Source organism: Mesorhizobium sp. M7A.F.Ca.CA.002.09.1.1 (assembly GCF_003998555.1).
GTDB classification, from domain to species: Bacteria; Pseudomonadota; Alphaproteobacteria; order Rhizobiales; family Rhizobiaceae; genus Mesorhizobium; species Mesorhizobium ciceri.
Genome location: NZ_RZRR01000222.1, coordinates 1 through 7,008 on the forward strand (window position 1 = coordinate 1; position 7,008 = coordinate 7,008).

The window sequence follows — 7,008 nt, forward strand, 5'->3', positions numbered from 1 at the left end:
GCGCCTGCATGCGATAGCCGTCTAACTTCACTTCGTGCAGCCAGTCCTTGCCCGGCGGCGCATCGCGCTCGAGCGTGGCCAGCTGCGGCTCGATAAAGTCGAGGCGTTTGCCGGCTTTTGTCTTGACGGCGGCCGGCTTGTTGGAATGCCAGACTTTCGGCTTCTCGCCCTTCGCGGTCTTGCCCTCGCCGACCTCCTCGATCGTCAGGCCGGACTTCACCGATTCAGGCGCTTCCTTGAGGATGTCCTCGCCGGGACGCGCTGCGGCATCGTCCGACTTGATCAGCAGCCAGTTGTCGCGCTTTTCACCCGCTCGCGGCTTCAGCCGCACCAGATGCCATGCCCCATGCAGCTTGTGTCCCCTGAGCTCGAAGCTGATATGGCCCTTTTTCATCGCCTTGGCCGGGTCGATCTCGGGAATCCAGGTGCCCTCGTCCCAAACGATAACCGAACCGCCGCCATATTCGCCCTTGGGAATGGTGCCTTCGAACGGCGCATAGTCGATCGGGTGATCCTCGACATGGACAGCCAGTCGCTTCTCATGCGGGTCGAGGCTCGGGCCGCGCGTCACCGCCCAACTCCACAGCACGCCGTCATGCTCGAGCCGCAAGTCGTAATGCAACCGCGTCGCGGCATGCTTGTGGATGACGAAGATGCCGCCGGCCTCGCCCTGCTTGGTCCGGGCGACCTTGCCGGCCGGTTCGGCGGTTTTCTTGAAATCGCGCTTGGAGTGATATTGTTCGAGGCTGGCCATCCGTTGGGTTCCTCACGCCGATTTGCGTTTGGGCGCGCTGGCTTTCGACTTGGCGCGTTTGGCCGCTGGCCTGGCCTTCGCCGACGAAGATGTTTTCGATGACCCGGAGTCCGACAGGCTCTTCTTCAGCGCGTCGAACAGATTGACGACATTGGAAGGTTTGGGCGCCGCCTTGGCCTTCGGCGCCTTGTGGCCGGCCTTCTTGGCGCGGATCAGCTCCAGCAGCGCGTCCTCGTATTTGTCGTCGAATTTCGAGGGATCGAACTTCGTCTTCTTCTTGTCGATGATCAACTCGGCCAGATCGGTCATCTCCTGATCGGTCTTCACGGGCTCGATGTCGCCGAAGACGGTGTCCGGTTGCCGTACCGTGTTGTCGTAGCGCAGCGTCGTCAGCACCATGCCCTTGCCGAGCGGTTCGATCACCACCGGCCGTTCGCGTCGGTAGAGCACGATACGCGCCAGCCCGGCCATCTTCTTGCCCGCCATCGCATCGCGAATGACGGCGAACGCCTCTTCCGACACCTTGTCGGCGGGCGCCACATAGTAGGGCGTGTCGAGATAGATCTGCTGGATCGAAGCTTTGTCGACGAAACCGTCGAGCGCCATCGTGTGCGAGGATTCGATCTGCACCGCCTCGATCTCGTCTTCCTCGATATGGATGAAATTGCCATCGTCGAGTTCATAACCCTTGATCTCGTCATCCTCCTCCAACGGCTTGCCGGTTTCGGCATCGACATAGAGGCGCTTCACCGTGTTGCCGGTCTTGCGGTTGAGAATGCGAAACGAGACCCGCTCCGTATGGGTGACGACATTGGTCAGTTCGACGGCACAGGTGACCAGCGAAAGCTTCAGATAGCCTCTCCAGGCCGGACGCGGCGCCATGATATCTTCCCTTCAGAACCAGATGAAGGTGAGAACGGACAGATCGCGCTCCAGTTCCGCGCTCCCGCGCCGATCTGGATGCCAAGGGGCCGCCTGAGTGGTTCTGGCCGCCAGCACGGAAATTTCGCGGGCTCGGCAAAAGTTGAAACAGAACCGCGCGCAGGCGACATTCAAACGAAACATATGTGATGCAAAAGTCACATTGGCCGGAATGCCAACCAACTGCACGGAAAGACCCCGAATCAGCCGCATTCCAGCCACGAAGCAAGGCATTTTCGACCAGATATTAACATCACGTTCACCGACTATTCACGCCTCGACGCTATGATGACCGCAATTCGGAAGGGACATCCGAAAATCGGGACAGGGACAAGGTAATGAACTTCCTCGCGCACCTCATCGGCTATGCCGCCGCCATCCGCGAATTCGTTGCGCCGACCTACCGGCCCGAACGCTATTACATGCGCGGCCCCGGCCCGGCCTGCGCCCGTCGCGGCAACTCGCTGGGCGCGCACTGATCATGGCTTTCGAAAATCGCCACAACAGCCGGATCTGCAGGCCGGCCGCCTCTATCCGCGCCACCACCTATCGCGCCGAGCGTCCCGCTCTCGCCGACAGGCGCCGTGCGACATCGCCACGGCTTTGATACCATCGCTGGCCGGCTTAGTGTCATAGGACACGAGCAGCCGAGGCCAGCGTGACGGACCATCTTCAACCAGTTCGACCCCAGTCAACTCGTCCCTTCGAAACAGTTCTCGACTCACGCCATCCATTGATCGTTTTCGATGGCGTCTGCGTGCTCTGCTCCGGTTTCGTGCGCATGGTGGTCAGGCTCGACCGCCAAGGCCGTTTCCGCTTCGCCACCGCGCAGTCGCCCTTCGGTGAAGCGCTGTTCCGGAAGCATGGACTGCGCACCGACTCTTACGAAACCAATCTCGTCCTGATCGACGGCGTCGCCTTCACGCGGCTGGACAGTTTTGTCGCCGTCATGGCGGAACTCGGCTGGCCTTGGCGGGCGGCCAAGGCACTGTTGCTGTTGCCGCGCCCGCTGCGTGGTTGGCTCTATGATCGCATCGCCAGGAACCGCTACGCCCTGTTCGGCAGGAAGGATGCTTGCGACATTCCTTCTCCGGAGCTGCGCAAGCGGTTCCTTGGCTGAGGGTGTGGCTATGCGCTACCGCGGCTGGCTCGTGCCATCCGGCCGGCACGGCTCGAGCACGATCGGTCCGCCTGCCGTCCTCCCCAATTCCCGGCAGCCCTGAACCGTGCACAGTGTCCAGCCGTCGCTGGTTGCACCTGAAGCGGCGAGCACGACGCGCCGCTGCGGGCCGACATCAGGCGCATAGCTCCACCAACCCTCCTTCAGCACCGCGCCTTCCGGCGGCTCCATGCCGGCGCCCGAGCCCTCGATCCGGGCTTCGACCACCTGCAGGCCGGAGGACGTGACCTTCCAGTCTTCTTGCCAGCGCGTCCGTTCCACCGAATGCGTCCAGGACAGCGTGAAGGCGGCGACGGAGAGCGTTACCGTCTTGCCCGCGGCCAGGATGCACAGGCTCATGTTCTGACTGAAGCCTGCCGCGCGCGAAAACAGTGCCAGCCGATCCAGGCCAGCGCCAGCACCCAGCCGGCCTCGTCGGTGAGCGGCACCGCGGCGACCAGCAGCACGCCGGCCGCGAAGGCGACGAGCCGCTCCCACCACGCCATGCGGGTGACCAGAAAACCGACGGCGGCGGCACCCCACAGCACGATGCCCATGCACGCCTTGGCGACGATGTAGCCGACCTCGACGGGATAGCCGAACTGGGCGGCGATCGGACCTGCGTCCTGCAGCATCAGCGCCGGCGTGTAGACCGCCATGAACGGCACGACGAAGCCGGCAATGGCCAGCTTGGTCGCCTGGATGCCGATTTTCAGGCCGCTTTCCCTGGCCATCGGTGCGGCGGCGAACGCCGCCAGCGCCACCGGGGGCGTCAAATCGGCCATGATGCCGAAATAGAACACGAACATGTGGCTGACCAGCAGCGGCACGCCAAGCTCGAGCAGCGCCGGCCCGGCCAGCGACGAGGTGATGATGTAGTTGGGAATGGTCGGAATGCCCATGCCCAGCACCAGGCAGGTGACCATGGTCAGCACCAGCGACAGGAACAGATTGTCCTCGCCGATCGAGATGATCCAGCCGATGAAGGTCGAGGCGATGCCGGTCAGCGTCAGCGTGCCGATGACGATGCCGACAATGGCGCAGGCAATGCCGACCGGCAGCGCGTTCTTGGCGCCTTCGGCGAGCGAGTCGACACAGATTTGCAACGTCTCGCGGCCGCCCTTGAACGTGAAGCAGGCGACGACCAGTGCGGCGATCACCAGGCCGAGGAGGTTGACGCCGAACTTCATGAACGAAGCGGCGGCAAGCCCGAGCGCGATCCAGAAGACGATGCGGAAGGCCAGCGGCCCGATCGCTGCCGCCAACGGCGTGCCGAGGATGAGCACGATGGTCAGCGCCAGGCCCATCGTGCCGGCGAAGATCGGCGTATAGCCGGCAAACAGCAGGTAGATGAGCGCGGCCAGCGGCAGCACCAGCGGCCAGTGTTGCCGCACCGCGTCCCACGGATTGGGCAGCTCGGCCTTGGCCATGCCGTGCAGGCCCGCCTTGCCGGCTTCCAGATGCACCTGCCAGAAGCAGGCGCCGAAATAGAGCAGCGCCGGGATGATCGCCGCCTTGACCACTTCGGCATAAGGCACGTTCAGCGTCTCGGCCATGATGAAGGCGACCGCGCCCATCACCGGCGGCATGATCTGGCCGCCCATCGAGGAGGTCGCCTCGACGGCGCCGGCAAAAGCCGAGCGGAAGCCGAAGCGCTTCATCAGCGGGATGGTGAACTGGCCGCTGGCCACCACATTGGCGACACCCGAGCCGGAAATGGTGCCCATCAGCGCCGAGGACAGCACGCAGACCTGCGCCGGGCCGCCGCGCCACGAGCCGACCAGGCCAAGCGCGAAATCGTTGAACAGCGCGATCATGCCAGCGCGTTCGAGAAAGGCGGCAAAGACGACGAAGATGAAGATGTAGGCAGCCGAGACATAGATCGGTGTGCCGTAGATGCCTTCGGTGCCGTAGGCGAAGGTGTCGACGATCTGGGCGAAATCATAGCCGCGATGGATGAGCGGCGGCGGCAAATGGTTGCCGAAAAAGCAGTAGGCGAGAAAGATGAAAGCGATGACCGCCAGCGGCAGGCCCATCAGCCGCCGCGCTGCCTCGAAGACCAGCACCACCAGCACCGCGCCGACGATGAGGTCCGGCGTGGTCAGGAAGCCGGAGCGGCGGATCAGATCAGTGTAGAACACCCAATTGTAGAGGCCGGTGCCGAAGCCGAGCGCCCCGAGCGTCCAGAACGCGGCTTTCGCCGGCATGCTCTTGGCGCGCAGATTGGCGATCAGGCCAAAGCCGAGCAGCAGCAGGAAGCCGACATGCATGGCCCTCACCACCTGGCTCGGAATGCTGCCATAGGCGGCGACATAGATCTGGAACACGGAAAAGGCGACGGCGATGAGAAAGGCGGCCTTGCCCGCAAGGCCGTCGCCGAAGCCCGGCGGCAGCCCTTCGACCTGTTCTTCGACGGCAGGCAGATGGAAGGTGGCGGATTTGCCGTCGGTTGATGTTCCAGACGTTGCTTCGGTCATCCGACGGATCCGCCCTACTTCAACAAGCCCTTCTCCTTGTAGTATCGCTCGGCACCGGGGTGCAGCGGCACCGGCATGCCGTCGAGCGCCTTGGCCGGGTCGATCGCCTTGGCGGCGGCATGCGCCGCGGCCAGTTGGTCGAGATGGTCGAACATCAGCTTGGTCATCCGGTAGGCGGTCTCGTCGGAGACATCGGCGCGGGTGATGAGGAAATTGCCGACGGCGGCGGTGGCGACATCCTCGCTCTGGCCTTCATAAGTGCCCTTGGGAATGACCACCGACAGATAGGGCGCGCCGATCTTGGCGACGTCCTCGGCCGGCACCGCCACGACATTGATCGGCACGGAGGTGGCGAGGTCGCGGATCGAGGCGACGCCGAGCCCGGCCGATTGCAGCGTGGCGTCGAGCTGCCGGTTCTTGATCAGCTCGACCGATTCGGCGAAGGGCAGATACTCGACCCGGCCGAGATCCTCATACTTCAACCCGGCGGCGGCGAAGATGGCGCGGGCATTGAGCTCGGTGCCGGAGGCCGGCGCGCCGACCGACAGGCTTTTTCCCTTGAGGTCGGCCAGCGTCTTGATGCCGGACTCCCGGCTGGCGACGATCTGGATGTAGTTGGGATAGATGGCTGCGATGCCGCGCAACTTATCGAGCTTGCCGGGGAAACCGGCCTCGGCATTGCCTTCGGCGGCCAGCTTGACGGAATCGCCCAGCGCAAACGCGATCTCGCCCTTGCCCTGCTGCAACAGATTGAGGTTTTCGACCGAAGCCTTTGTTGCCTGCACCTGGGTGCGGGCACCTTCGATGCCCTTGCCGTAGATTTCCGACAGTGCCACGCCGAGCGGATAATAGACGCCAGATGTGCCGCCGGTGAGCACGTTGATGAATTCCTGCGCCTTGGCGGAAACAGCGCCTAGGCCAAGCGACAGCGCCACGGCGCCGGCCGCAACAAGTTTCGTCCTGAAATGGAACATCTGATTTCCTCCCTGAAATAGCAGCCGCATCACCTCCCTGACGCGAACAGAAGCGAGTTTAGACAGCGAGATGGAAATGCCAACCCGCAATCCCATGCGTTAGACGAATGGTTGAGTGCGGGATGCACAGATGGCCGCTTGCGTGAAATGTCTTCGGAGCCGAAAGATTTTTCCAATGCCTGTCGAAATCGGCCAGGGCCGCGCGACATACGTCCGGCTCGCAAACGAAGCAGCCTTCGAAACAACGGGAGAAGACCATGCGATACATGCTTTTGATCTACGTCAATGAAGCCGCGATGGCGGCCGCGCCGACCGATAAGACCTACGAGATCAGCGCTGCCTATGGCGCGTATACCGATGCGTTGAAGAAGTCCGGCGCCTGGCTGGCCGGCGACCGGCTGAAGCCGACCCAGGCCGCCACTTCGGTGCGGATGGTCAATGGCAAGACCAACGTGCTCGATGGCCCCTATGCCGACACCAAGGAGCAGCTTGCGGGCTTCTACATGATCGAGGCCGAGGATGCCGATGCCGCTATCGCCTGGGCGGCGCGCTGCCCCGCGGCCAGCGCCGGCACGGTCGAGCTGCGGCCGATCTGGGAACAGACCATGTGATGGAAAGTGGCCTGGAGATCGCGCGGGCGGCAGCGGAAACCGCCGCCCGGCAAAGCTACGGCAAGCTTGTCGCCTGGCTCGCGGCCCGCACGCGCGATCTCCAGGCCACTTT

At 63.5% G+C, this 7,008-nt stretch carries 8 protein-coding genes; 3 read left to right on the plus strand and 5 right to left on the minus strand.

The features are described 5' to 3' along the window. Together EN994_RS12370 and EN994_RS12375 are read right to left on the minus strand one after the other, a co-directional pair. On the minus strand, window positions 1–754 hold a 754-nt coding region (locus tag EN994_RS12370; protein WP_281060148.1), incomplete at its 3' end, for a DNA polymerase ligase N-terminal domain-containing protein. Window positions 755–766: 12 nt separating this feature from the next. Further along, window positions 767–1,636: a Ku protein gene (locus tag EN994_RS12375; RefSeq protein ID WP_063169649.1), complete on the minus strand. Its 870-nt coding sequence runs from the start codon at window positions 1,634–1,636 to the stop codon at window positions 767–769. A 377-nt stretch (window positions 1,637–2,013) separates the two neighbouring features. Between EN994_RS12375 and EN994_RS12380 the strand changes: the two genes are divergently transcribed. Then, on the plus strand, window positions 2,014–2,154 hold the full coding sequence (locus EN994_RS12380) for a hypothetical protein (protein WP_013528645.1): 141 nt from the start codon (window positions 2,014–2,016) through the stop codon (window positions 2,152–2,154). Window positions 2,155–2,408: 254 nt separating this feature from the next. After that, window positions 2,409–2,795 carry a DCC1-like thiol-disulfide oxidoreductase family protein gene (locus EN994_RS12385; protein WP_255337212.1) on the plus strand — a complete coding sequence of 129 codons (387 nt, stop codon included), beginning with the start codon at window positions 2,409–2,411 and terminating at the stop codon, window positions 2,793–2,795. Window positions 2,796–2,810: 15 nt separating this feature from the next. On the opposite strand, the gene EN994_RS12390 is transcribed toward EN994_RS12385, so the two are convergent. Genes EN994_RS12390 through EN994_RS12400 form a run of 3 tightly spaced genes read right to left on the minus strand, consistent with a single transcriptional unit; the run spans window position 2,811 to window position 6,285 of the window. Continuing rightward, on the minus strand, window positions 2,811–3,194 hold the full coding sequence (locus tag EN994_RS12390; RefSeq protein ID WP_063169651.1) for a DUF1850 domain-containing protein: 384 nt from the start codon (window positions 3,192–3,194) through the stop codon (window positions 2,811–2,813). Then, window positions 3,191–5,311 (minus strand): TRAP transporter permease, encoded by a 2,121-nt coding sequence (locus tag EN994_RS12395; protein ID WP_063169652.1) that lies wholly within the window; start codon window positions 5,309–5,311, stop codon window positions 3,191–3,193. The genes EN994_RS12390 and EN994_RS12395 overlap by 4 nt, the downstream gene beginning before the upstream one ends. A 14-nt stretch (window positions 5,312–5,325) precedes the next feature. Further along, the gene (locus EN994_RS12400) at window positions 5,326–6,285 is read right to left on the minus strand and encodes a TAXI family TRAP transporter solute-binding subunit (protein ID WP_063169653.1); all 960 of its coding nucleotides are present in this window, start codon (window positions 6,283–6,285) and stop codon (window positions 5,326–5,328) included. A 257-nt stretch (window positions 6,286–6,542) separates the two neighbouring features. Between EN994_RS12400 and EN994_RS12405 the strand changes: the two genes are divergently transcribed. Next, window positions 6,543–6,896, plus strand: coding sequence for a YciI family protein (locus tag EN994_RS12405; protein ID WP_013528640.1), 354 nt, complete (start codon window positions 6,543–6,545; stop codon window positions 6,894–6,896). Window positions 6,897–7,008 lie beyond the last annotated feature (112 nt).